This is a genomic window from Neptunomonas sp. XY-337, assembly GCF_004959845.1.
Taxonomy (GTDB): domain Bacteria; phylum Pseudomonadota; class Gammaproteobacteria; order Pseudomonadales; family Balneatricaceae; genus Neptunomonas; species Neptunomonas marina.
Window position 1 is genome coordinate 175,900 of sequence record NZ_SPLL01000006.1, and the last position, 23,163, is coordinate 199,062.

At 50.8% G+C, this 23,163-nt stretch carries 22 protein-coding genes; 19 read left to right on the top strand and 3 right to left on the bottom strand.

Annotation, left to right across the window (positions count from 1 at the left end; all coding sequences use genetic code 11):
* The 7 genes from E4L36_RS14225 to ggt all read left to right on the top strand — a co-directional run.
* Positions 1–951: hypothetical protein (locus E4L36_RS14225; protein WP_206064566.1), on the top strand; the 951-nt coding region annotated here is incomplete at its 5' end.
* A gap of 30 nt (positions 952–981) precedes the next feature.
* Complete coding sequence (locus E4L36_RS14230; protein WP_127693893.1) at positions 982–1,611, top strand: hypothetical protein; 630 nt, start codon at positions 982–984, stop codon at positions 1,609–1,611.
* A gap of 45 nt (positions 1,612–1,656) precedes the next feature.
* Positions 1,657–2,019, top strand: coding sequence for a roadblock/LC7 domain-containing protein (locus E4L36_RS14235; RefSeq protein ID WP_127693892.1), 363 nt, complete (start codon positions 1,657–1,659; stop codon positions 2,017–2,019).
* Between the two features lie 5 nt (positions 2,020–2,024).
* Entirely contained in the window at positions 2,025–2,471 is a 447-nt protein-coding gene (locus tag E4L36_RS14240; protein WP_127693891.1) for a PAS domain-containing protein, read from the top strand.
* Positions 2,468–3,214 (top strand): phosphate/phosphite/phosphonate ABC transporter substrate-binding protein, encoded by a 747-nt coding sequence (locus tag E4L36_RS14245; RefSeq protein WP_136681153.1) that lies wholly within the window; start codon positions 2,468–2,470, stop codon positions 3,212–3,214. The genes E4L36_RS14240 and E4L36_RS14245 overlap by 4 nt, the downstream gene beginning before the upstream one ends.
* Before the next feature lie 137 nt (positions 3,215–3,351).
* Positions 3,352–3,957, top strand: a complete 606-nt coding sequence (gene miaE / locus E4L36_RS14250) for a tRNA isopentenyl-2-thiomethyl-A-37 hydroxylase MiaE (protein WP_127693889.1) — start codon at positions 3,352–3,354, stop codon at positions 3,955–3,957.
* A gap of 139 nt (positions 3,958–4,096) precedes the next feature.
* A complete protein-coding gene (gene ggt, locus E4L36_RS14255) occupies positions 4,097–5,848 on the top strand; it encodes a gamma-glutamyltransferase (protein ID WP_136681154.1) in 1,752 nt (583 codons plus the stop codon).
* A 39-nt stretch (positions 5,849–5,887) separates the two neighbouring features.
* On the opposite strand, the gene E4L36_RS14260 is transcribed toward ggt, so the two are convergent.
* Positions 5,888–7,585, bottom strand: a complete 1,698-nt coding sequence (locus E4L36_RS14260) for a glutamine--tRNA ligase/YqeY domain fusion protein (RefSeq protein WP_136681251.1) — start codon at positions 7,583–7,585, stop codon at positions 5,888–5,890.
* A 178-nt stretch (positions 7,586–7,763) separates the two neighbouring features.
* On the opposite strand from E4L36_RS14260, the gene E4L36_RS14265 reads away from it, so the two are divergent.
* The 4 genes from E4L36_RS14265 (at position 7,764) to E4L36_RS14280 (ending at position 10,679) form a co-directional block, all read left to right on the top strand.
* A complete protein-coding gene (locus tag E4L36_RS14265; RefSeq protein ID WP_127693887.1) occupies positions 7,764–8,261 on the top strand; it encodes a peptidylprolyl isomerase in 498 nt (165 codons plus the stop codon).
* A 5-nt stretch (positions 8,262–8,266) separates the two neighbouring features.
* Positions 8,267–8,995 carry a UDP-2,3-diacylglucosamine diphosphatase gene (locus tag E4L36_RS14270; protein WP_136681155.1) on the top strand — a complete coding sequence of 243 codons (729 nt, stop codon included), beginning with the start codon at positions 8,267–8,269 and terminating at the stop codon, positions 8,993–8,995.
* Between the two features lie 3 nt (positions 8,996–8,998).
* A complete protein-coding gene (locus tag E4L36_RS14275) occupies positions 8,999–9,715 on the top strand; it encodes an AraC family transcriptional regulator (protein WP_169051550.1) in 717 nt (238 codons plus the stop codon).
* Between the two features lie 94 nt (positions 9,716–9,809).
* Complete coding sequence (locus E4L36_RS14280) at positions 9,810–10,679, top strand: EamA family transporter (RefSeq protein ID WP_240770746.1); 870 nt, start codon at positions 9,810–9,812, stop codon at positions 10,677–10,679.
* A 74-nt stretch (positions 10,680–10,753) separates the two neighbouring features.
* On the opposite strand, the gene E4L36_RS14285 is transcribed toward E4L36_RS14280, so the two are convergent.
* Entirely contained in the window at positions 10,754–11,980 is a 1,227-nt protein-coding gene (locus E4L36_RS14285; RefSeq protein WP_136681157.1) for an HDOD domain-containing protein, read from the bottom strand.
* A 140-nt stretch (positions 11,981–12,120) separates the two neighbouring features.
* Here E4L36_RS14285 and ylqF point away from each other — a divergent pair, with 140 nt between their 5' ends.
* From ylqF to E4L36_RS14325, 8 genes are all read left to right on the top strand, one after another.
* Positions 12,121–13,038, top strand: a complete 918-nt coding sequence (gene ylqF / locus E4L36_RS14290; RefSeq protein WP_136681158.1) for a ribosome biogenesis GTPase YlqF — start codon at positions 12,121–12,123, stop codon at positions 13,036–13,038.
* 18 nt (positions 13,039–13,056) lie between these two features.
* Positions 13,057–13,341, top strand: coding sequence for a hypothetical protein (locus tag E4L36_RS14295; RefSeq protein ID WP_136681159.1), 285 nt, complete (start codon positions 13,057–13,059; stop codon positions 13,339–13,341).
* A gap of 12 nt (positions 13,342–13,353) precedes the next feature.
* The gene (locus tag E4L36_RS14300; protein WP_136681160.1) at positions 13,354–14,529 is read left to right on the top strand and encodes an NAD(P)/FAD-dependent oxidoreductase; all 1,176 of its coding nucleotides are present in this window, start codon (positions 13,354–13,356) and stop codon (positions 14,527–14,529) included.
* A gap of 144 nt (positions 14,530–14,673) precedes the next feature.
* Positions 14,674–15,126, top strand: coding sequence for a hypothetical protein (locus E4L36_RS14305; protein ID WP_136681161.1), 453 nt, complete (start codon positions 14,674–14,676; stop codon positions 15,124–15,126).
* Positions 15,127–15,157: 31 nt separating this feature from the next.
* Positions 15,158–15,709 carry a hypothetical protein gene (locus E4L36_RS14310; RefSeq protein ID WP_136681162.1) on the top strand — a complete coding sequence of 184 codons (552 nt, stop codon included), beginning with the start codon at positions 15,158–15,160 and terminating at the stop codon, positions 15,707–15,709.
* Between the two features lie 633 nt (positions 15,710–16,342).
* On the top strand, positions 16,343–17,494 hold the full coding sequence (locus E4L36_RS14315) for an efflux RND transporter periplasmic adaptor subunit (RefSeq protein ID WP_136681163.1): 1,152 nt from the start codon (positions 16,343–16,345) through the stop codon (positions 17,492–17,494).
* A 17-nt stretch (positions 17,495–17,511) separates the two neighbouring features.
* Entirely contained in the window at positions 17,512–20,685 is a 3,174-nt protein-coding gene (locus E4L36_RS14320; RefSeq protein ID WP_136681164.1) for a multidrug efflux RND transporter permease subunit, read from the top strand.
* Positions 20,678–22,105: a TolC family protein gene (locus E4L36_RS14325; protein WP_136681165.1), complete on the top strand. Its 1,428-nt coding sequence runs from the start codon at positions 20,678–20,680 to the stop codon at positions 22,103–22,105. Before E4L36_RS14320 ends, E4L36_RS14325 begins: the two co-directional genes overlap by 8 nt.
* A 21-nt stretch (positions 22,106–22,126) precedes the next feature.
* Here the strand turns inward: E4L36_RS14325 and E4L36_RS14330 are convergent, their stop codons facing one another.
* On the bottom strand, positions 22,127–23,098 hold the full coding sequence (locus tag E4L36_RS14330) for a helix-turn-helix domain-containing protein (protein WP_136681166.1): 972 nt from the start codon (positions 23,096–23,098) through the stop codon (positions 22,127–22,129).
* Positions 23,099–23,163 lie beyond the last annotated feature (65 nt).

Genomic DNA, 23,163 nt, shown 5'->3' on the forward strand with positions numbered 1-23,163 from the left:
GAGGAGCAGGCAAGCCGAGGCTCCAATGTCACAGAGTTGAAAATTGCTGCCAAGAAACGGGCGCTCCTCAAAAAGCGTAAAGCAGAGGAGCTAGCGAAACTTAGGGCAGAGAAAGCGCATAACCGCAGGTCTAGCGATAAACCGAACGGCAGAGTACCTAGTAGCTCAGGTGCGGGTGCATCGGGAGCGAGCTCCTCTGGCGTCAATACACATGCGGTTGCTGCCGTCGCAACCTCGCCGAATAAGTCAGTTGAAACGAACGCTGCTGCGCTTTTACCCATCATAGAAAAAAAGAAGGCGCTGGAAGATCAACTCACAGCTCCTTCGATCGATAAAAAGCACGTTAGTGACATGGCCACTGTATTTGGTCACCTCCCAGACCTCGATTGGTCCCAAGAAGCTGACCGCCGCCGTTTGCAGATAAGTCTGGATGGTATGTTACTGCCTTGGATTGAAAAAGCGGTTGCTGATGGCCGGGAGAAGTCCTCATCGGTTGCCATAGATGGTTTACATTTGCGTTTAGAGTACTTGCCTTGGACCGATTGCTTTGTCACTAATCTCACTGAAGAGGTGTTGTACACTGTCATGACAAGCCGATTTGGTATGGGAGAGCTTTCCATCAAATTTGGTGATGTGATCGAGGAAGACCTCCAAGACGGTCTCGGTTTCTCTGAGCGGGTGATGACAGCACAAGATTTGCTCTGGCTGAGTGGCCTTTGGACAGTGCAAGGTCGTATCTTGCCGAATGATGATCCAACACGAACGCGCCGTCTGAAGTACGCGCCTGAGTGTGTCAGAAATATCGCTGTCCCAGAGGTGCACGCTGTGATAAACCTCTGGCAAACAAGGCCCATGAGTGCCTTCCAAGTGATAAGTGAGTTGCAGATTCCTCAGCGCTACGTATTTGGTGTCATGGCTGCTGCAACCACAGCTCAGCTTTTTGAATATTAATTTGCCGGTCTTAAGTTTTAAGGGGTTAAAGTGAGTCTGGATGACAATGCTGCACGCTATCTTCAAGTAACTCCAAGCGGTGCATACTACGCTACGGTTAATTCACAGCCTGATGATGCCCGCGCGATACTGCTACAGCTTATGAGTAGTGAAGCGGCGCTAGAGTTTAGTATCGAGCTTTTTGCTGAGTTGGCGGATATGGAAGAGAGTAGTGCTCAGGCGCTCTTTGATCGCCTTTTAGCGCGTCGTTTCTTGGGGCTTGTGAGCGAGCCAACAGAACCGTTTAAAGGCAGTTTAGAAGCCGGTTTAGTTGATATTCTGCCAAGTTTATCGTCCTCTGGAAAAGTTGTTTTAGGCGACGATCAGGGGTTTTGCTTGGCATCCGCAGGCTTTGAGCAAGATCACGCAGATGGTCTTGCAGCGCTGTCTGCAGATTTAATTGCATTACATGAGCGGCACGGTCGCTTGCTCAATACTGATTTGAAACTAATGGGGCAATCATGGGGATTGCTGGACCCTGTTGGTAACAGTATCTTAGGCACATGGATCGTGCATATTGGATCTCAGTCATTCGCATTGATGATTCATGAACAGCCAAATCTGAATCAGCAGTCTTTTGTAGATTTGTTGAGTGCTCTAGCTGTTCGATATCTGAATTAAAAATAATTGGATCAAGTACAATATAAAAAACGGAGTAAGATTGTTATGCGTTCTGAAATGATGGGGTCAATTCTCAGTGACCTGAACGGAACTTCGGCTGAGATCGAGGCCTCTGCTGTAATTTCGACTGACGGCCTTATGATCGAGGCGCTCTTACCGGCAAGCATGGATGAAGACCGTGTAGGTGCTATGAGCGCAGCAATGCTGTCTCTGGGTGAGCGTACCGCGCAAGAGCTTGCGCGTGGCGAGCTTGAGCAAGTGCTCGTGAAGGGCGCAGACGGCTATATTTTGATGACACATGCAAACAGCGATTCGGTTTTAACGGTCGTTGCGAAACCAAATGCACGCCTTGGTTTGATTTTCCTAGACGTGAAGCGTGCTGCTGAAGCAATAGGGAAGCTACTGTAACGCTTATGCAAATCGAATATTTTGATGGTACGTCGCGAGATGCGCTTGTTGTAGATCGCGAAGTACCTTATCCCGACGGTAAACTTATTGTTTCGCGGACGGATACAAAAGGCTACATCACCCATGCAAACCAGGCTTTTGTTGACATGTCGGGCTACAAACTCGATGAGTTAATTGGCGCAAACCATTGTATTTTGCGCCATCCAGACATGCCAGCTGCTGCTTTTAAGGACCTGTGGGATACGATTCAAGCGGGTAAAAAGTGGCACGGTTATGTTAAGAACCTCCGTAAAGATGGTGCTTATTACTGGGTTAAGGCGACGGTGATACCCAATATCCGTAACGGTCAATTGATGGGGTATACGTCGGTTCGGCGTAAGCCATCGCGTACAAAGGTAGATGCAAGCGCGAAACTCTACGCTGAAATGTTGGCTGGGGAGGCAAGTGCATGAGCTATGTTCTGAGTGTTAGCCCTGACTTTTCGCCTGATCATTTGTCTGGTTGGTTTATTTTTAACACCTGGTTACAGCGGCGCCTCGAGGAGAAGTTCCATCTCGAGCTTTATGACGATTTTGAGTCTCAACGCGGCGATATCCAAAGCGATAAGATCGATCTGATTTATGCTAACCCTTATGACGCTGCAATGTTGGTTCGCGACAAGGGGTTTAAGGCGCTGGCTCGTCCTAGTGGTTTGAGTGATGAGGCAATTATTGTCGTACCAGAATCGTCACCGTACCAGAGTATCGAAGAGCTGAAACCAGGTGTGCGCGTTGCATGCACACAAGACCCAGATGTCAACATGATGGGTATGATCATGATTGAACCTGCGGACCTTGATCGGAGCACAATTGAGCAACAAAGTGCTGGTAGCTACGTATTAGTCGCTAAGGCGTTGCTAAACGGCCAAGCAGATGTGGGGTTTTTCCTGAAAGATGCCTTCGATGATCTTTCTGGTCTTATCCGAAATCAAATGCGAGTCTTGGTTGAGAGCCAAATTGATGTTGTTCATCATACCCTGATGGCTGGTCCAAAGTTGCAGGCGTTAGCGCCTAAGCTGTTGGATGAGTTAGTTGCGATGGATCAGGATGACAAAGGCCGCTCTGTTCTAGAGGCAATGAGCATCAAAGGGTGGGATGCTATGGCTTCGGAAGACACCGAATTCATGATAGATCTCATCGATACATTGATAGATTAGTCTCTCCTTCCGCGCTCGATACACTTGATCGGGCGCAATATTCTCTGCATTCCTGTCAGACCTATCCTGTCGTTCTAGAGTTCTCGCACTTAAAGTCATTATAATACGCTCTTCTCTTTAGTTAGGTTGTTGGTTCGATGGAAGTATTAGACGAGATTCGTGACTTTTTAGGCTGTGAAACGCCGCAAGCGTGGATTGATGAAGCGCTAAAGCAGCAGGATATATTATTAATTGATCATGCTCATTGTGAGAAAAAAGCTGCTTCGACAGCGATGACGCTAATGTTCCGTTATGTTGATCGCAGTGACCTGCTGAATAAGATGTCTCGCTTAGCGCGCGAAGAGCTGATTCACTTTGAACAGGTTTTAGAGTTGATGGAAGCGCGTGATGTAACATATTGCCATATGTCACCGTCCCGCTATGCATCTGGAATGAGAGAGCATGTTCGTACTCATGAACCTGGTCGCCTTGTCGATACGTTGATCGTTGGAGCTTTCATTGAGGCTCGCTCCTGCGAACGCTTTGCAAAACTTGCTCCTTACTTAGACGATATTCTGGCAAAATTTTATCGCTCGCTTCTAAAATCTGAAGGGCGTCATTACCAAGACTATCTTGGTTTGGCCGAAGACTACGCGGGGGAGCCTATCACAGAGCGGGTTGCGCATTTTAAAGCGATCGAAGAGCAACTCATTTGCTCAGAAGATGATACTTTCCGTTTCCACAGTGGCGTTCCAGCCGCTTGAAATTTGTTTTGAGGTGCGATTAGTGGGTAGCCGCACCTCAAACTCTCCCTAGTAAAGCGCTTGCTCAGAATCCCTCCTGTCAGTACTTTAAGAGCTCTTATACCCAGAAAGGCATTGGGCCTAATTAAGGAGAGTGAGCATGCACCAGAAGATAATAAAGCCGCTAGCACTCGGAATTACATTGGCGGGCAGTTGTGTCACTGCAGCGGAGCAAGTGACTGATGCGATAGCACCAGAGGCAACATCGGCAGTACAAGCAACGAGTGAGGTCACTGCGGCCCAGTATATCGTTGCGGCTGCTCATCCATTGGCATCGGAAGCAGGGTATCGGGTACTCCAGCAAGGTGGTTCAGCTATTGATGCAATGGTGGCGGTGCAGACCGTGTTGGGTTTGGTTGAGCCGCAGTCATCAGGCTTAGGGGGCGGTGCGTTCTTAGTTTACTATGACGCAGAATCTGGCAAGCTTACCACGTTTGATGGCCGTGAAACGGCACCGCTAGCAGCTACCCCCGAGTTATTCTTAAAAGATGGTCAGCCTCTGAAGTTTTATGATGCCGTGGTGGGTGGGCGCTCGGTCGGTACACCAGGCACAGTTAAGCTGCTGGGGGATACTCATGCCAAGTTTGGCAAGCTTGCTTGGTCGGACCTATTGGCACCAGCGGCGGAGCTCGCACGTAAAGGTTTTACGGTGAGCGAGCGTTTGGCCAGCGCCATCGCCAAAGATCGCGGTAGGTTATACCGTTATTCAGTGACGCGAGCCTACTTTTTTAATTCGGATGGTTCGCCACTTCAAACCGGCCAAACCCTGACGAATGAAGCCTATGCGGCAACGCTCGATACGTTAGCAACCAAAGGTGCAGATGCTTTCTATTTCGGCTCTATTGCTGAGGATATTGTTGCAACAGTCACAGGTGCTGAGGGCAATCCCGGTGTTCTAGCATTGCAAGATTTTTCAGTGTATCGCATCAAGGAGCGTGCACCGGTTTGTGGCGGTTTTATGAGCTACGAAGTTTGTGGCATGGGGCCACCGAGCTCGGGTGCACTTACGGTGGGGCAGATTTTAGGCATCGCTGATCAGTTTAGAATGCAGCAGCGCAGTGCAGATGATCCGATCAGTTGGCAAATTATTGGCGATGCCTCGCGGTTAGCGTTCGCTGATCGTGGGCGCTATATGGCAGATACCGATTATGTGCCGATGCCGTCAGGGCTGTTAGATGAGGGCTACCTGAAATCGCGGGCAGCGCTTATCAAGCCCGGCGAGGCGTTATCGGAGGTTGCCCCGGGCGAGCCTAGCTGGGAAAACGCCGTATCGTTGGCGGACGATGAGTCGATAGAGTTGCCATCGACGAGCCACTTTGTGATACGAGATGCAAAAGGGAACATTGTCTCGATGACCACAACCATTGAGAATGGTTTTGGCTCGCGTTTAATGTCGAATGGCTTCTTGCTCAATAACGAGCTAACGGATTTCTCATTCCGAGCCCATAAAGATGGCTTGCCGATCGCTAACCGCGTTGAGCCGGGTAAGCGCCCACGCTCTTCGATGTCGCCAACTATTGTTATGAAAGATGGCGTACCTTATATGGCGGTCGGATCGCCGGGCGGTTCGCGAATTATCGGCTATGTTTCTTCGGCACTGATACGGCACTTAGCTTGGGGAGAGTCACTAGACAGTGCTTTTAATAGCCCTCATGCTGTTAACCGCTTTGGCACATATGATGTTGAGCTAGGAGTACAGAGTAATAGCTTAGCGACTTCACTTGAAGGTATGGGATTTAAAGTGAATCGCCGCGACCTAAACTCTGGCCTTCATGGGTTTGTGATAAAACCCGATGGCACCATGGTGGGCGCTGCTGATAAGCGCAGAGAAGGTGTTGTATTGGGTGATTAGAAAGTAAGCCCAGCGTAGTGCTGGGCTTTTTATCACACATTACTTCTGGGCTTTGGCCCAAGAGTCACGCAAGGTGACAGTGCGGTTGATGACTAGCTGTTCTGATGTTGAGTCTGGGTCGACACAAAAATAGCCCATTCGCTCAAACTGATAGCGAGACTCAACAGCGGCCTCGCGCAAGCCTGCTTCAGCGCGTGCGTTAGGTAACACAACCAGCGATTCTGAATTGAGATGCTCTGTAAACTCCACCTCTTTATCACCGTCAGGGTTGGCTTCAGTGAACAGACGATCATACAGGCGTACTTCGCACGGTACTGAAAGCTCATCAGAAACCCAGTGGATAACGCCGTTCGGCTTGTAGCCTACTGGGTTCTCACCTTTCGTGTCTGGGTCATATGTGCATAGCAGTTCAATAATCTCGCCATGGCTATCTTTAACAACTTCGTTGCAGGTAATGACGTAAGCGCCACGCAGGCGAACAGCATCCCCGAGAGCTAAGCGCTTCCAGCGTTCATGTTTGTTCTTCGCCACCGGCTTAACTTCGATAAAATCCTCTTGTTCGATCAAGAGGTTTCGTGTCAGTCCAACACGGCGTACGCCAAGTGACTCATCCTTTGGATGGGCGGGAAGCTCGAACCACTCCTCATGGCCTTCATCCATATTGGTGAGGGTGACTTTAAGCGGACGAGTAACGCACATCGCGCGCGGTGCTGTTTTGTCCAGATCATCACGAATTGCAGCTTCTAGCATACCCACGTCAACAACAGCATTGGAGCGAGTAACACCAATCATGTCGCAGAAGTTGCGGATGGAGTTAGGTGTGTATCCACGACGGCGCAGGCCAGAGATAGTTGGCATGCGCGGGTCATTCCAGCTGCTAACCGTGCCATTATCGACGAGCTGCTTAAGCTTGCGCTTACTGGTAACGGTGTAGTTCAGCTCTAAGCGAGAAAATTCGTACTGCTTTGGTGTAGCAGGGACGGGTAGGTTCTCGATAAACCAGTCGTAAAGTGGGCGGTGGTCTTCAAACTCAAGCGTACAGAGTGAGTGCGTGATCTCTTCGATAGCATCAGACTGGCCGTGGGCGAAGTCATAGATCGGATAGATGCACCACTTATCACCCGTCTGGTGGTGAGGTACATGCAAAATGCGATAGATCATTGGGTCGCGCAAGTTCATGTTAGGTGCGCTCATATCGATCTTGGCGCGAAGAGCGCAAGCTCCCTCTGCAAACTCACCATTCTTCATGCGTTCAAACAGCGCTAAGTTCTCTTCAACCGAGCGGTCGCGATAAGGGCTGTTTTTGCCCGGCTCACTAAAGTTGCCGCGGTACTCTCGCGCTTGCTCTGGGCTTAAGTCGCAGACATAGGCCTTGCCCTCTTTGATCAGGTGTACGGCCCATGCATAGAGCTGGTCAAAGTAGAGTGAGGTATAACGGATATCGCCGTTCCAACTATATCCGAGCCACTCAATATCGGACACGATTGAATCGATGTACTCTTGGCTCTCTTTCTCTGGGTTTGTATCGTCAAAGCGCAGGTTACACACGCCGTTGTATTTTTCTGCAGTCCCAAAGTTAAGGCAGATAGACTTTGCATGGCCGATGTGAAGATAACCGTTCGGCTCAGGCGGGAAGCGCGTGACAACCTTACCCTGATGGGTTTGGTTCTCTATGTCCGCTTCAATAATTTGATGAATAAAGTTTGTTGGCTTTGCAGTGGATTCGTTTTTTGACATCGTCTCAGCAACTTTGTGGCTCATTCGAAGATTCGCAATGCGAATAGATAGCTCGCTAGTATAAACGCTTACGCAAAGACAGTTAATCGCCAGCCGGTAAAATATTATCAGTGCAACACCTTAATACTTGAGTATAATAACCTACCAACGAGTAGGCTTGAGAAATAGGAAGATAATAATGATCGTTTTCCATACGACACACGGTGATGTGCACATTGAACTTAATCATGAAAAAGCGCCCAACACAGCGGCTAACTTTGAACAATACGTGCGCGATGGGTTTTACAACGGTGTGATTTTTCACCGTGTTATCCATAACTTCATGATCCAAGGCGGTGGCTTTGAGCCAGGTATGGTACAGAAGGAGACACGCGATCCTATCGATAACGAAGCTGACAATGGTTTGTCGAACGTAGCGGGCTCTATCGCGATGGCGCGTACAATGGACCCACACTCGGCTTCTGCTCAGTTCTTTATCAATGTGAACGACAACACGTTCTTAGATCACACAGCGAAAACAACTGAAGGCTGGGGTTACACTGTATTCGGTAAAGTCGTTGAAGGCATGGACGTTGTTGAAAAAATCAAAATGGTTGAAACGACAACGCGTGCAGGCCATCAGGATGTACCTGTTGATGATGTTGTGATCGAGTCAGCTGAGGTGGTTGAAGCGTAACAGCTATGGCTGACTACTTTATCTCAGATCTTCATTTGAGACCTGAACGCCCGGATATCACCCGGGCGTTTTTGTCTTTTCTAGAGCAGATCAGCGCCGATGCCGAGAAGCTATACCTGCTAGGTGATATCTTTGAGGCGTGGATCGGTGATGACGCGATGTTGCCGCAGATAGAGCCCATAACCACCGCCTTAAAGCAGCTTGATAAGCTAGGTTGTCAGCTGTTCTTTCAGCATGGAAATCGGGACTTTCTGGTTGGCCCAGCGTTTGCCGAGCATATCGGCGCGACTCTACTGGAAGAGGCCTGTGTGATAGAACTACCCAATCATCAGTCGGCGTTGATTATGCACGGCGATCAGCTTTGCACCGATGATGTGGAGTACCAACAGTTTCGTGGACTGGTACGCAGCGCCGCTTGGCAGCACGAGTTTTTGGCAAAAACGCTTGAGGAGCGCGTTGCAATAGCGCAGCAACTGCGTGAAGCCAGTAAAGCTAGCGCTAAAATCAAATCCAACGCTATTATGGACGTGAACTCTCAGGCCGTTGCCCAGACCTTTGCGCAATATCAAGTGCCGATCTTAATTCATGGGCATACGCATCGTCCCGCTATTCACCAACAGCAGGGCGTGGTAGAGGGTGCTCGTATCGTCCTCGGTGATTGGGACACGCATTTGTGGTACCTGCGCGCAGACCAGCAAGGGCTAGAGCTGCTGAAAGAGCCCATCGAGGCCTAGATTGTGGGCAAGATTGACCTAACACAACGTAGTTACAGCAAGGCGCCTAGTGCGCATAGCCACGCCTTTCATCAAATCGTGATTCCGCTCCAAGGTGAACTAGAGATTCAAATAGGCCATGCGCAGGGTGTGTTATGTGCAGATCGGGCAGGTTTTATTTGCGCACAAGAGACACATGAGTTTGCTGCACCAGAGGGTAACAATCAGTTTCTTGTTGCCGATATTCCTATTGATCAAGCTCCCCGTATTGCTAACCTAGCGCCGTTCTTTTCGCTGTCTTATGCAGCACAGCACTATCGCCGCTTTTTAGCAGCCTCGCTCGAGCATATAGACTCTTCGGCACTGCGGTCTCAGGTGAGCGCGCTAGCGGTCGCCTTGTTAGAGGACGGCGCCGAAGCAGAGTATGATCGGCGTGTAGCGGCAGCAAAATGCTATATCGAACGTCACTTTCATCTGGATATTAACGTGCGAAACGTCGCTGATGCTGCGGCTTTAAGCCCTCGCCAACTAAACGCATTATTCAAAGCGCAGGTAGGCACGACGGTCCATGCTTACGTGGTGCGCTGCCGTATGGAACATGCCCGTGATCTCCTGCTGACATCATCAGCCACCATTACCGACATTGCCGCTGCGGTCGGCTATGATAGTGCCGCGGCGTTCAGCTATCGGTTTCGTCAGTTCTTCGATCGATCGCCACGGTATTACCGCCAAAACGTCTAGTTCGCTGTATCTCGATGATGCTGCGCCGTTTCTCGATAGTTTTATTGGCTGCTCGCCTCTAATCTACTTCCAGAGTATGTACGAGAGGTTTTTCATGAAAGCAACAGCCATTGGGTCGATCTCTATCCTGCTGTGGGGAACACTGGCCCTTTTTACTCAGCTTACCGGCGGCAAGATTCCACCGTTTCAATTGCTATCGATGGCGTTTGGCGTTGCCTTTGTCGTGATGGCAACCAACTGGCTACGAAAAGGGCATGTAGGGCAACGGTATCTGCGCCAGCCCTGGCAGGTTTGGGTCTTGGGAGTAGGGAGTTACTTTGCGTTTCACTTTTGTTACTTCATGGCGATGCGTTTTGCACCGGCCATTCAAGTCAGCCTGATCGCCTACATGTGGCCGCTGCTTATTGTATTGTTATCGAGTTTTTTGCCGGAGCATCGTTTTAGGTGGCAGTACATTGTGGGTGGTGGCGTGGCGTTGGCCGGATGTTGGGTGTTGATGGGGGGTGTTGACGCATTGATGCACATGGCGAAAGGCGAATTGAAAGGGTACCTCTTCGCTGCTGCGTGCGCATTCATCTGGTCAGGTTACTCGGTGTTGAGTCGTCTCACACAGGCAGTATCAACGGATGTTGTAGGGTGGTTTTGTTGCTTTACAGCCTTGTTGTCTGCCATCTGCCACCTGTTGCTTGAAACCACCGTATGGCCAACTTCAGGTATACAGTGGAGCGGTATTCTGTTGCTCGGACTTGGGCCGATGGGGGTTGCGTTCTTCACTTGGGATTATGGAATAAAGCATGGCAATTTGCCGCTATTGGGAGTGCTGAGCTACGGTGCGCCTCTGATCTCGGTTGTGTTGCTAGCGGCGTTTACTGAGGCAGTACTTACAAAAGCCACTATCATTGCAGCAGCGCTGATTGTTGTAGGCTCTTTGTTTGCTGCGATGGCCGCTAGAAAACCGGTGTAACGACTATCTGATGTAATGAAACTCAAACGAATAAAAAAGGCTGCAATAGCAGCCTTATGATGAGATTTTAGGGTTTAGCTCTGATCAGCCAGCGCTTGCATCGCCTCTTTAGTCCACAATACCGCCTCGCGATAGGAGGCTTCATAGACATCGCCATCGAAGTTCATGGGGAGTAGATCCCAGTCGCCCGCTTCATAATGAATCACGTTCTTCAGGACTTCGCCAATCTCGCCACTACCGTCAGAGATCGCTTGCTTGATATCGTCCCCTAGCGGGACCTGCTCAAGCATCATGCTACGTTCAAGATCGAGCAGCGCGTCTAAGCCTGACATCATGCCCGCCATAAAGTAGCTCGGCGCATTCGGGCGTTTATGGCGCTCGGCAACCTGCTCTGACATGCGCCCACGGATCAATAGTTGGCGTGATAGCTCTTCAGGTTTCTCGGTATTGGCAGACATCGCGATGAGCGTTGCCCATTTCTTAACCTGAGGAATACCTAATAGCACAATCGCTTCCGAAACAGACTCGACTTTGCGTACCAGTGAGTTGGCAGCCGAGTTAACGATACGTAGCAACTTGTAAGTCAAAACCGGGTCTTGAATGATAAGCGCTTCGAGCACTTCGGGCGTGGCATTACTTTTTTGCAGCTCTTGCAGCAGTTGCATCAACGCCACTTGGCTCGTGCTAACTTTACGGCCTTTAACGACTTTTGGCTTACTTAAAAAATGGCCTTGGAACAGCTTAAAGCCAAGCTCAACACACTCTTCAAGTTTTTCGTGCGTCTCAATCTTTTCTGCTAAAAGCGTGACCTTAAACGGGCGAATATGTTTGATCTGCTCCACGAGCTCCGCGTGGTTGTGCTGCATCACATCCAGCTTCACGATTTGTGCCATCTCAAGGAGAGGGTCGTAATCGGGGGTGTAGGTGAAATCATCCAGCGCAATGCGATACCCCTGATCAACTAGGTTGCGCACACCGTTTACGAAGGCTTCATCAACAACAACATCTTCTAAAAGCTCAAATACAACCTCTTTGCGCGGTAGTTCAGGGATATTCCCCTCAACCACAATATCGTAAGTTAGGTTGATAAAAGCCGGTACTTTACGCACAGAACCTGCATCAGAGATCGATGTGAATGCATTCAGTAGAACTTCGCTGGTGGCTGAGCTGCCATCCAGAAATGAGGCTTCCGCTGCGTCCTCTTTGCGATAGAGGAGCTCATAGGCGACCACGCGTTGCTTGTGGTCGAAAATTGGCTGCCTAGCCATCAGCACTTGGCTGTCTAAAACCTCACCGGTCATTAATTACTAGTCCCGTAACAAATATTAGTCATCCCACATTTTAGCGGGTGTTGAGCCAACTGCAAAAAATTAAGCGATATTTGCAACTGCGCAATAGAAGAACCGACGGTATAATGCGACCAACGATTTAGGAGATGTAGATGACAATTAACTGGTTCCCTGGGCACATGCATAAAGCCCGCAAAGAGATCGCCAAAGTAATGGATGAAATTGATGCCGTTATCGAGGTGCTTGATGCGCGCTTGCCTCTCTCGAGCGAGAACCCTCTGGTCGATTCTTTGCGCAAAGGGAAGCCGGTGTTAAAGATCCTCAATAAAAGCGATTTAGCTGACCCGAAACGTACCGCCGAATGGTTGGAGTTTCTCAACGGGCAAGAGGGCATTACCGCGATTGCTCTGAGTCAGGACCAGAAAAAGGTGATTCAAAAAATACCCGACATGTGCAAGCAGATGGTACCTGCGCGTGCTAACAAAGAGCGCACGGTGCGTGCCATGATTATGGGTATTCCCAATGTAGGTAAATCCACGCTGATCAACGCATTGTTGGGCCGCCGAATCGCTAAGGTGGGCAATGAGCCTGCGGTCACCAAGAACCAGAAACGCTACACCTTGAAAAACGGTATGGCGCTATCGGATACGCCAGGTTTCTTGTGGCCCAAAATTGAAGACTACGATTCGGGATATCGTTTGGCATCTAGTGGAGCCATCCGCGATACCGCCATTGAGTATGAGTTGGTGGGGCAATACGCGGCCAACTTTTTACTACAAGATTATCCCCAAAGACTCTTAGAACGTTACAAGCTGAAAGAACTACCGGAAACCAATACTGCGTTACTAGATGAGATCGGTCGTAAACGTGGTGGGCTTCGCCCAGGTGGTGTGATCGATGTACACAAAGCCTGTGAAGTTCTTTTAAACGATTTGCGCTCAGGCAAACTGGGTTTAATTACCTTTGAAACGGTTGCCGAGTGGGAAGAAAAACGCGCAGAAGCAGAACGAATGCGCCTAGAAGCAGAAGCAGCTGAAGCCGCAGAGCAAGACGTTGACAGAAAACAATAGGCGCGAGGAAGTACCAAAATGTCTAGAACCAAGAAAAAACGTGCCTTTGTGCACCAATATTTACCTGCAGATCCTGTGATCTCTAAACAAGAGCGCTTGGCTGATGGCGACAGCTACGAGAGCCGTAAAAAGCGCGCGCAGGAGAAGAAAAAGAAACACAAGTCGGTTTATCAGAAAGCTCAAGAGAATGAGCAAGCTGCGCAGAACTCTGAGCCAACACAGCGTGGCGCTCGAGGTGGGCGTTTAGCCGATAAAATTCGTAAGTTAAACCAACAGAAAGATAGCAGCGGCTCAGACGCTTAAAGAGACTCTACATTGGAATTTGACGTTATTGTAATTGGGGCGGGCGCATCGGGCTTGATGTGTGCCGCAACCGCTGGGTACCGAGGTAAGTCGGTCTTGGTGTTGGAGCACACCAAGAAGATTGGCCGCAAAATTCTGATGTCTGGTGGAGGGCGTTGTAACTTCACCAACTTGCACAACAGTGTTGAAAACTTCATCTCCCACAACCCGCATTTTTGCCGCTCCGCACTCAGCCGTTATCGCGTTAGCGACTTTGTTGAGTTGGTGGAGCGCCACGGCGTTGAATACCATGAGAAAACACTCGGCCAGCTCTTTTGTAACGAAAGCAGCAAAGAGATTTTGCGTGTTTTGATGACGGAGTGCGAATGGGCAGGGGTGCAGATACAAACCGAGACCACGATAGAGCGTCTCGTTGCAACGGATAATGGCTATCAACTGGTGACGTCAAGCGGGGCGATGAACGCTCCGTCTGTCGTGATCGCCACTGGTGGTTTGTCGATCCCCAATGGCGGCGCAACGCCTTTTGCCTATCATATTGCCGAGCAGTTTGGTTTAAAGATCTACCCAACCTCTGCTGCGCTGGTGCCGTTCACGCTGCAAGCGGAGCTAAAAGAGCATCTAAATCCGTTATCGGGTGTCTCCCACGCCGTGACAGTCAGCTGCAACGGTATGACGTTCAAAGAGAACATGCTGTTTACGCACCGTGGATTAAGTGGCCCAGCGATGCTGCAGATATCCTCCTATTGGCGGCCGGGCGATGCCATCTGCGTTAACTTCTTCCCAGAAGAAGACCTACTCGCGTTGTTAAAAGTGCAGCGTGAAGAAAAACCCAAAGCCGATATTGTTACGGTTATGGCCAGTCACATGAGTAAGCGGATGGCGCAAATTCTTTGCGAACTCTTTGGCTGCTCTGGACGCATGGCAGATCAAAGCAACGCCGATTTGGCAAAGGTGGCTGAAGCCTTTACCTGCTGGCAGGTAAAACCCTCTGGCACCGAGGGCTATCGCACCGCAGAGGTGACGATTGGCGGTATCGATACAGATGAGATCAACCAAAAAACGATGGAAGCGAAGCTAGCTCCCGGCCTTTATTTTATCGGTGAGTGCTTAGATGTGACCGGCCACTTGGGCGGCCATAACTTCCAGTGGGCGTGGGCATCAGGCTTTGCTGCTGGGCAGGCGGTTTGATGTGTTCCAGATAAAGCCAAGCGACTGATCGAAGGTGCCAAAGTCGCGGTTAAGCCCGGCACAGGTAAAGACGCAGAAGAGCAGTAGTCCAAGCCGTTCATTTCCCTGTATATTGCGCGTAAACGTGATATGCAGGGAAGAGCGATGAAGGACGATAAGCTACAAAAGAAGTTAGAGCGCTTAGAGAAGCGAAGTAGTTTTGCATACTTTATAGATAAAATTCGGCCTAATCAGTACTGGATTATTTTTGTACTGATTCCTTTCTTTATAGCGGCCTTTTTATCCAAGTTTCATGGAGACGTTGGGGCTATCCTTCCTGCTATTGATACCAAAGATATCAGAGAGCAGTACGCACTCTTAGGAGATACTTTGGGAGGCTTGCTCAACCCCTTGCTATCGTTCGTGAGTCTGGTTTTTCTTATTATGACGTTGCGGCAGAACCAGAAAGCCTTAAAGGTAAACTCAAAAGAGCTGGAGCTAAGTAGGGTTGAGTTAGGGCGAAGTGCTCAGGCACTTGAAACCCAATTGGACCAATCCGATGTACAGCACCTAACTGCAGTTGTGCTTGAAAGGTTATCGGGACGACGCTGCGGATAAGCCAACCATTACTATACTTGAAAGTCTTTTGATGACTAAAGAATCAAGTCTGCTGACATCGGTTGCGGCGACTGAAAATGCTTACGATCAGATGTTTACGGAAGTATTAGAGCTCGGGGAGGTAAAAGTATTAACGTCCCAAGTAGAAAATATATATGCTTTCATCCATAAGTTTTCTGATCAAAAATCTAGGGAAAAGTTATTATTCTTGGCTGATGCGTCCATAGATAAGTCAGTAGTTATGATGGTGCTAATTAAAGCTGCTCGTAACCACAATATCTCTTTAATGTCCCTTCTGAAATCTCTGTTAGGAGCATCAAAAATACAGCGATTGTGTCTTGATTTTTTGAATGCCAGAAGTATTAGGCTGCGCAGATTTGTTTATGGGGTCGGTGATCTTATTGAGAGCGATATAGACCAGATGGTCAAAGATCATAACCTAGACAAGTTCAAAGTTGGGTCCATGGTTATGTATATCTGTGAATATAGGTTTGTTCTGAGAGAGTTTGAATGCTCAACGAGCCTTACAGTAAGGCTCCGAGACGTAGAGACGCTGTTAGAGAAAAAGTGGGCGTCTATGTAACTTACACCTATCAACCCGCTCCGACGGGTTTTTTATGGGCGAAATATGAACCTATCCCTTGTTAAATCACACCTGCGTATCGATGAAGATACTCCTCTCGAAGGGTGATAAACGCAGAACTGACAACACGCATCATCGTCTGCTATCGTGCGTGCGTTACCTCACACGATCCTTTTCAGGCAAAAGGCGTGCGCAAAGGGATTAAACTGAAAGCAATTAGCCAATGCCCGAATGCAAGAGTCGAATAAGGGAAGTGGTGATCAAATTGTCTTCGTTTTACGAAGCTATTCTCAAATGCTTTGAATGTACTTTTTCTCAAGTTGATTTTGTCTTAAAAATCGTAGGGCTTCATCGCTTGAACCGAACCCTCTTTTGCGTTTCACCATGGACTCAAATACAGCTTTTTCTGCTCTTATTTATTTCGGCGCAGAGCGCTTACGCCAACTTTTGAATGCCCGTTATGGCCAAGATCCTAATATGCGCTTTAGCTAATATCTTTAGTTAGCTCTGTCTATCGCTTGTTTCAACTTATTGTTGCAACCAATGTAACCACCGCACCCCTACAGGTTGGGGGGCGCTTCTTAGATACTCACGCCACATTTGTTTAATCGACTCTAAGTTGGAGTGAGTTTCATGCATTTGCGCATACTTTCCAGTTTACTACTGGCTGTTGTCCTCGCGGGTTGCACCGCAGAAGCGGAAACACCGGCACAGTCAGCACCGCCGCCGCAGCCTGTGGATGTGGCAACCGTTATCTATGCCCAGTATAGCCCTGAGCATACCTTTACCACGCGTTTAGTATCGCCACAGCAAGTTGAGTTGCGCCCGCGTGTCTCAGGCGTGATTGATGCGGTTGAGTTTCGCGAGGGCAGCCATGTGAAAAAGGGCGATCTCCTCTTTCGTATTGATCCGCGCCCGTTCGCTGCGGACGTTGCTCGTTTAGAAGCAGATCTTAACCGTGCTCAAGCTGCACTGCGCCAAGCGCGCTCAGAAGCAAAGCGCGCAAAACGTCTGCAGGGGCGTAATGCGATGTCTGCCGAACAAGCGGAGTCGCGTTTATCGGTTGCAGCGCAACGTGCGTCTGAGCTGGCTTCGGTTAAAGCGGCGTTAGAGGCCGCTAAGCTGAATCTTGAGTTCACTGAGGTGCGTGCACCCATCGATGGCCAAGTCTCCAACGCATTTATCACCGCAGGTAACAACGTTATTGCCGGCCAGAGTGTATTGACCTCTTTGGTTGCAACGGATCGTTTATATGCCTATTTCGATATTGATGAACGGACGTGGAATAGCAGCTTCTCTGATGTTTCGATGCAGAGCCAAACACCGGCAGCATTGAGCTTGGTGGGCCGCAATGATCTGGCACACATGGGCCAGATCGACTTTATCGACAACCGTATCAACGAGCAAACGGGCACCTTGCGGGTACGCGCTGTGTTTACGGCGGATGCCGCTAACCTGCGCCCGGGAGCGTTTGCGCGCATCACGCTAGAGGCTTCAGCGTCTCAGCCGACCGTTGTTGTACCTGACCGTGCGATCGGTACTGACCTGAAAAATCGCTTCGTGTTGGTCGTCAACGACAGCAATGTGCTTGAGTACCGCAAAGTCGAACTGGGCGCACGTGAAGGCGCATTGCGTGTTGTGATGTCAGGTCTTGAGCCGGGTGAGCGCATTGCTGTTAACGGTCCTGCACGCGTTGGTCCGGGGATGCCGATCACGCCACGCGATGTTCAGATCGAAACGCAAGATCTCACAATACTCGCTTCTGACATTGAACCGTCTGCGTAAGTAGGGCCGCTATCGTTATGAAATTTAGCCACTTTTTCATCAGCCGGCCGATCTTCGCGGCGATGCTGTCTCTGCTGATTTTGGTAGGGGGAAGCATTTCGCTATTCCAACTGCCGGTCAGCGAATATCCTGAGGTTGTGCCGCCAACGGTTGTTGTGACCGCGAACTATCCAGGTGCGAATCCAAAAGTTATCGCAGAAACCGTTGCTGCTCCCCTAGAGCAGGAGATGAATGGCATCGAGAACATGCTGTACATGTTCTCGCAAGCCACAACAGATGGCCGGATGACCCTAACCCTGACCTTTAAGCTCGGTACCGATTTAGACCGCGCTCAGGTGCAGGTACAAAACCGCGTCACCAGTGCGTTACCGCGCCTACCACAAGAGGTGCAGCGTCTGGGTGTAGTTGCCGAAAAGTCGTCACCTAACTTAACCATGGTGGTGCATCTCTTCTCGCCTTCTGGTGAGCGCGAGATTAGCTACTTATCCAACTATGCCGATATCTATATCAAAGATCAGCTAGCCCGCTTGCCGGGTGTGGGCGATGTACAGCTATTTGGCGGTGGTAAATATTCAATGCGCCTGTGGCTTGACCCAGATGCCTTGGCCGAACGCGGGCTTGTGCCGGGTGATGTTGTGCGTGCTGTTCGCGAGCAAAACCAGCAAGTTGCTGCGGGTAGTTTAGGTGCGCAGCCCGTCACGTTAGAGAGCGAGTTTCAGGTGCTGCTTAACGTAAAAGGGCGCTTGGAAAGTACCGAAGAGTTCGAAAACATTGTGGTTCAAGTGGCGCCTTCTGGTGCTATCACGCGCCTGAAAGATGTGGCGCGTATCGATCTTGGCCAAGATAGCTACTCGCTCCGCGCCTTGCTAAACGGTAAAACAGCGGTTGCGATTCCGGTATTCCAACGCCCCGGCGCTAACGCAATCGAGCTATCAGATCAGGTGCGCGCCACTATGGATAGTTTGGCGCAAGCGTTCCCAGCGGGCGTTGAATATCGTATCGCATACGACCCGACTGTCTTTGTACGTGGCTCGATTGATGCCGTGATCGACACATTGCTAGAGGCGATCGTGCTGGTGGTGATTGTTGTGATCTTGTTTCTGCAAACATGGCGCGCATCGATCATTCCGCTCATTGCGGTCCCCGTTTCATTGATCGGCACCTTTGCTGTGATGCAGTGGTTGGGTGTCTCGATTAATACACTGTCGCTGTTTGGGTTAGTGTTAGCGATCGGTATCGTGGTGGATGATGCCATTGTTGTGGTCGAAAACGTTGAGCGTAATATCGGCGAAGGTCTATCTCCGATAGAGGCGACTCGCCAAGCGATGACCGAAGTCACCGGCCCGATTATCGCGATTGCATTGGTGCTGTGCGCTGTGTTTATTCCCACCGCCTTTATCCAAGGTTTGAGTGGCCAGTTCTATAAACAGTTTGCGCTGACGATTACCATCTCGACGCTGATCTCTGCATTTAACTCGCTCACACTATCACCTGCGCTATCCGCGTTGCTATTACGTGGCCACGATGCCAAGCCAGATCTGCTCACGCGCGTGATGAACGCGTTGTTTGGGCGCTGGTTATTCAACCCCTTTAACCGTTTGTTTGAGCGCATTGGCCGCCTCTATGAGAAGGGTGTTAAGAAGCTGATTCGCTTGGGCGTTGTGGTCGGTATTGTGTATGTGGGTTTGCTCGGCGGTACGATTAAGCTCTTTGATACCGTGCCCGGCGGTTTTATCCCGCTGCAAGATAAACAGTATCTTGTTGCGGTGGCGCAACTACCTGATGCGGCCAGCCTTGATCGCACGGAAGCGGTGGTTCGCCAGATGGAAGCATTGGCGCTGGATACGACCGGCGTGTTGCAAACTGTCTCGTTTCCAGGCCTATCAGTGAACGGCTTTACGAACAGCTCCAACAGCGGCATCGTCTTTGTAACCTTAGAGGACTTTGACAAACGCACTGATCCTGCGCTCTCTGCGAATGCGATAGCGGGCCAGTTGAATGGCCGTTTTGTTGAGATTGATGAGGCCTTCGTTGCCGTGTTTCCGCCTCCACCAATCTTAGGTTTGGGTACGACAGGTGGCTTTAAACTGCAGATCGAAGATCGCGGTAGTTTAGGCTTCGAAGCGCTGTTCGCAAATCTCCAAAAAGTACTGAACGCTGCGCGCCAAGATCCGGCATTAACGGGCTTGTACTCAAGTTTCCGTATTCAGGTGCCGCAGATGGATATCGAGATTGACCGCGAGCAAGCCATGCTGCAGGGGATTCCGCTAGCGCAAGTATTTGAAACGTTGCAGATCTACCTTGGCTCTCTCTATGTCAATGATTTCAACCTGTTTGGTAAAACATATCAGGTGAATGCGCAAGCAGATGCCAACTTCCGGGTCGATCCGGAGCAGATTCTGCGCCTTCAAGTGCGTAACGCCAAAGGGGACATGGTACCGCTGGGTTCGGTGCTCACGGTTGAGCCGGCGATTGGTCCTGATCGGGTGATGCGCTATAACGGCTACCCGAGTGCGGAGCTCAATGGTAACCCAGCGCCGGGTTATAGCTCGGATCAAGCGCAGCAAGCGATTGAGCGCATCCTCAACCAAGAGTTGGACAAAGGCATGGCCTTTGAGTGGACCGAAGTCACCTATCAGCAGATCTTGGCGGGTAACACGATGGTCTATATTTTCCCGCTGGTGGTGTTGCTGGTGTTTATGGTGCTGGCGGCCCAGTACGAGAGCCTGACGTTGCCCCTGGCGATTATTCTGATTGTGCCAATGACTATTCTTTCAGCATTGGCGGGTATCTGGCTCATGGAGGGCGACAACAACATCTTTACACGCATCGCGTTGATCGTGTTGGTGGCTCTGGCGTGTAAGAACGCTATCTTGATGGTCGAGTTTGCGCGCGATAACCGCAATAGCGGCACAACGCGCTTAGCAGCGATCTTAGAAGCGTGCCGCTTACGTCTACGGCCTATTCTCATGACATCCATCGCCTTTACCGCAGGTGTGGTGCCGTTGGTACTGGCGAGCGGCGCTGGAGCAGAGATGCGCCAAGCGATGGGTGTGGCAGTCTTCTCCGGCATGATAGGCGTGACCTTGTTTGGCTTGCTGTTTACGCCGGTGTTCTACATGGCAATGACCGCCCTAGAGCGCCGCCGAGACCCACAGCTACCGTCAGTGAAGGAGGCAAACCATGAGTAAGTCACTGACCAAAACTAAGCTTAGCGCTGTGATAGCAACAGCGTTGCTGGTGGCCGGTTGTGCGACAACTAGCCCGCGCCATGCGCTACCTGAAGTGGACTATCTTGCTATCGAGGTGATCTCGGAGCGGCTTGCCAATCAGACCGAATTGCCCAACACCGGTGCTCATTGGTGGCAAGCGATGGGCGACCCCGCGCTCGATCAGTTGGTCGAGCGTGCACTCGCTGCTAATCATGATTTAAAGGCTGCGGCGTTGAGGGTTGATGCACAGCTAGAGCGCTTGCGCGTTAGCCGTGATCAATATCGCCCCCAAGGCGGTGTAGCTGCACAAGCCTCATCCTCTCGGCAGCAACCGTTGGGCGGAGGGGATGCGCAACGTACCGAGCAACTGAGCGCAGGTCTAAGTGCCGATTGGCAGCTCGACCTGTTTGGCAGGATCAGCGCACGCGTGCGTCAGGCACAAGCCAGTACCAACAATGCTCAAGCGGCAAAGGCGCAGGTCTTGGCGGATGTTGTGAGTGGCGTCGTCTCAGCTTATTCCGGTCTTGCTGGTGCTGAGGAGCAGCTCGCGGTGCTAGATCAGCAGCTGAAACTACTCGATGAGAGTGTCGATGTATTGCAGTTTCGTGTTGACGAGGGGCTTGCAACCTCGCTGGAATTGAGCCGAGCTAAAGCACTGCAGTACGAGTTTCGTGCTCAAAAGCCAGCGCTAGTGCAGCAGCAAAACCGTTACCGCGAGACCCTAGCAGTCCTCACGGGGTCGAGGGTTCAAGGCATTGTGACTGGGCAGACCGCAGGGTTGCTCGCGTCCGCCAACTCGATGTTGTGGGCGATCGATAAACCTGTTGTCGCGTTGGTTAAAGCCCCCTCTGTGCTGCTGGCAACATCTAACGTTGCCAGCGCTTTTGCACTCACCGATGAGGCGCAAGCATCGCTATATCCGCAAGTGAGTATTAGAGGTGTACTCGGTGTGCTAAACGGTGGCGGGTTGAGCTTAGGTGATGCGCAAGGGCAGCGCCTTGTACAGCCGACGTTGCGCTGGTCGCTGCTCAACTTTGCAGCACTGAAGGCTAACTTACGTGCGGCTAAACTAGAGGAGCAAGCAGTGCTTGAAGCCTACGAAAAGCAGTGGCTAACGGTACTCAATCGCGCAGATACCGCCATCTCCCAGTGGCAAAGCCAACAACAGCGCTTGACACTATTGATAAATCGCCAGCGGTTTGCTCAAGATGCTCATACACAGGCAAAGTCGCGCTATGAGGAAGGGATCATCCCTTACTTGGACTATCTGGATGCACAGCGCGATCTACTCTCGTCCGAGTCTGAGCTGGTGGCCGCCCGCACACAGCTGCTGGCGCGTTACACTGAACTGCGCCGCGCGTTTGCAGGAGACTGGGCCAACACGCTCTACGATGCCTAAACGGCTCGGCTCTTCCTGTACCTAATTAGCCTTGCTGCGCACCGCAGCAAAGCTTTTGCGCCATGCTTGCGGGCTCACACCGAAGCGTTTGCGGAACTGCTGGCGTAGTGAAACGGTGGAGCCAAAACCGCTTTTCTCGGCGATGGCTTCAATCGGGTAGCTGCTGGTTTCCAACAATTGTTGAGCGAGTGTAAGGCGTTCGTTGAGCAGCCATTGGCTCACGGAGCTTCCGGTGAGTTGGCGAAAGTGGCGCGTGAAGCTGCGGCGGCTCATGTGAGCATGTTCGGCAAGCCCGTCGATATCTAACGGGCGGTGCAGGTTGGCGCGTATCCAGTCCAGTTGCTGAGCAAGGTGGTGATCGCGTTCTGCGCTGGGTACTGGGCTTTCAATAAACTGGGCTTGCCCGCCTTGGCGGTGCGGCGGCACTACCAAGCGGCGGGCGATGCGGTTTGCCATCTCGGCACCCGCTAATTCACGTACGAGATATAAGCAACAATCCATACCTGCCGCGGTTCCTGCGGATGTAACAATACGCTCCTCTTGAAGATAAAGCACATCGGCGCTGAGCTGAACTTTGGGGAAGCGCTTGGTGAAGTGATCACCGTATTCCCAATGGGTCGTGGCGTGCTTTCCATCCAGCAGGCCAGCTTCTGCGACGACATAAGCGCCAAGGCATAGCCCCACAATCATCGCGTCACGTTGGTGTGCTCGCTTCAACGCATCAAGCAGTGCTGTTGGCGGTGTCTCATCAGGGTTACGCCAGCTCGGAATCACCACAATATCAGCATGATCTAGCAGCGCGAGCGTTGCTTGTACCTCAATGGCGTAACCGGCACTGGTGCTTAGCTTGGTGCCCTCGGCTGAGCACACGGTCAATGCAAAATGTGGCTGGCCATGGCGGCTTTCGCGAAAAACCACGCCCGGCACAGCAAGGTGAAATGCGCTGATCCCCTCGAAAGCAACCACCGCGATCTGAATTGGTGAATGGGTCATGATGTTTACCGTGCTCTTTTGGCCCAATATAATCGAAATATGTATTTTGGGCCACTCGTTGGTGT

Excerpts from the sequence above, each read along its gene's own strand:
- E4L36_RS14235 (WP_127693892.1), top strand. The coding sequence starts at position 1,657 with ATGCGTTCTGAAATGATGGGGTCAATTCTCAGTGACCTGAACGGAACT.
- E4L36_RS14240 (WP_127693891.1), top strand. The coding sequence starts at position 2,025 with ATGCAAATCGAATATTTTGATGGTACGTCGCGAGATGCGCTTGTTGTA.
- E4L36_RS14245 (WP_136681153.1), top strand. The coding sequence starts at position 2,468 with ATGAGCTATGTTCTGAGTGTTAGCCCTGACTTTTCGCCTGATCATTTG.
- miaE (WP_127693889.1), top strand. The coding sequence starts at position 3,352 with ATGGAAGTATTAGACGAGATTCGTGACTTTTTAGGCTGTGAAACGCCG.
- ggt (WP_136681154.1), top strand. The coding sequence starts at position 4,097 with ATGCACCAGAAGATAATAAAGCCGCTAGCACTCGGAATTACATTGGCG.
- E4L36_RS14260 (WP_136681251.1), bottom strand. The coding sequence starts at position 7,585 with ATGTCAAAAAACGAATCCACTGCAAAGCCAACAAACTTTATTCATCAA.
- E4L36_RS14265 (WP_127693887.1), top strand. The coding sequence starts at position 7,764 with ATGATCGTTTTCCATACGACACACGGTGATGTGCACATTGAACTTAAT.
- E4L36_RS14270 (WP_136681155.1), top strand. The coding sequence starts at position 8,267 with ATGGCTGACTACTTTATCTCAGATCTTCATTTGAGACCTGAACGCCCG.
- E4L36_RS14280 (WP_240770746.1), top strand. The coding sequence starts at position 9,810 with ATGAAAGCAACAGCCATTGGGTCGATCTCTATCCTGCTGTGGGGAACA.
- E4L36_RS14285 (WP_136681157.1), bottom strand. The coding sequence starts at position 11,980 with ATGACCGGTGAGGTTTTAGACAGCCAAGTGCTGATGGCTAGGCAGCCA.
- ylqF (WP_136681158.1), top strand. The coding sequence starts at position 12,121 with ATGACAATTAACTGGTTCCCTGGGCACATGCATAAAGCCCGCAAAGAG.
- E4L36_RS14295 (WP_136681159.1), top strand. The coding sequence starts at position 13,057 with ATGTCTAGAACCAAGAAAAAACGTGCCTTTGTGCACCAATATTTACCT.
- E4L36_RS14305 (WP_136681161.1), top strand. The coding sequence starts at position 14,674 with ATGAAGGACGATAAGCTACAAAAGAAGTTAGAGCGCTTAGAGAAGCGA.
- E4L36_RS14310 (WP_136681162.1), top strand. The coding sequence starts at position 15,158 with ATGACTAAAGAATCAAGTCTGCTGACATCGGTTGCGGCGACTGAAAAT.
- E4L36_RS14315 (WP_136681163.1), top strand. The coding sequence starts at position 16,343 with ATGCATTTGCGCATACTTTCCAGTTTACTACTGGCTGTTGTCCTCGCG.
- E4L36_RS14320 (WP_136681164.1), top strand. The coding sequence starts at position 17,512 with ATGAAATTTAGCCACTTTTTCATCAGCCGGCCGATCTTCGCGGCGATG.
- E4L36_RS14325 (WP_136681165.1), top strand. The coding sequence starts at position 20,678 with ATGAGTAAGTCACTGACCAAAACTAAGCTTAGCGCTGTGATAGCAACA.
- E4L36_RS14330 (WP_136681166.1), bottom strand. The coding sequence starts at position 23,098 with ATGACCCATTCACCAATTCAGATCGCGGTGGTTGCTTTCGAGGGGATC.